This is a genomic window from Candidatus Pelagibacter communis (assembly GCF_001180025.1).
Classification (GTDB): Bacteria; Pseudomonadota; Alphaproteobacteria; order Pelagibacterales; family Pelagibacteraceae; genus Pelagibacter; species Pelagibacter ubique_A.
The window spans coordinates 1-729 of the sequence record NZ_CVSK01000046.1 but is presented as its reverse complement, the minus strand read 5'-3'; the positions used below and the strand labels follow the sequence as shown (position 1 = coordinate 729).

At 27.3% G+C, this 729-nt stretch carries 1 protein-coding gene; it reads left to right on the top strand.

Translation table 11 applies throughout. From position 1 onward, the window contains the following. A partial coding sequence (locus AMN83_RS01870) for a hypothetical protein (RefSeq protein ID WP_075503914.1) occupies nucleotides 1–515 on the top strand: 515 nt, incomplete at its 5' end. Nucleotides 516–729 lie beyond the last annotated feature (214 nt).

Genomic DNA, 729 nt, shown 5'->3' with positions numbered 1-729 from the left:
AAGTTAAAGAGCATATTGAAGAATATATTAGCCAAGAAGTGTACGTTCAAATAGCCATAATTAAGGGTAAGGAAAAGGTTTCAACAGAAACAGCCATTGATAAATATTTTAACACAAATCATTTTAGAGATTTTTCAGAGGGTAAACCTTATTTTCATTTTATTGATGGATTAAGAGATAAATGCCTTGGAAAACTTAAAGATTCTCCTATGAGAGATAAAGCAACAGAGGACGAAACTATTAAATTATTACAGAAAAAATTAAATGATTTAACTGATGATGAGCTTGAAGACACTTATTGGGAAATAGAAACAGGAGAATTTTTTTCAGGAGAGCAAATAAAAGAATTAGAAAATAATTGCAGTGAATTAATTAAAGACCTTAATCTTTCAAATAAAAATAAAAAAGAAGTTAAAAAAACTATCATGAGTTTTTGTGAAAACTATGAAAAATTGTGTCAAAAAAAATACCCAGAAGCTCCACTTCCACTAGAAATATTAAAATCTGTAAATTAGTTTTTAAAGGGTTCGCTCTTTAAGTGTATACCTAAAGAGCTCCCTTGTATCGCCTCTTTGGCATTATAATTCCGAGAGGAATTTATTTTTTGTTATATTTTTGAAATATGAGCTGTTCAGCTAAGTATCAGGTGGTGAAAGTATTAACATAAACCTCCTTCTATAAAAAAGGTAATTATAAATTATACAATTTCAATTAATTTATTTTAATTTT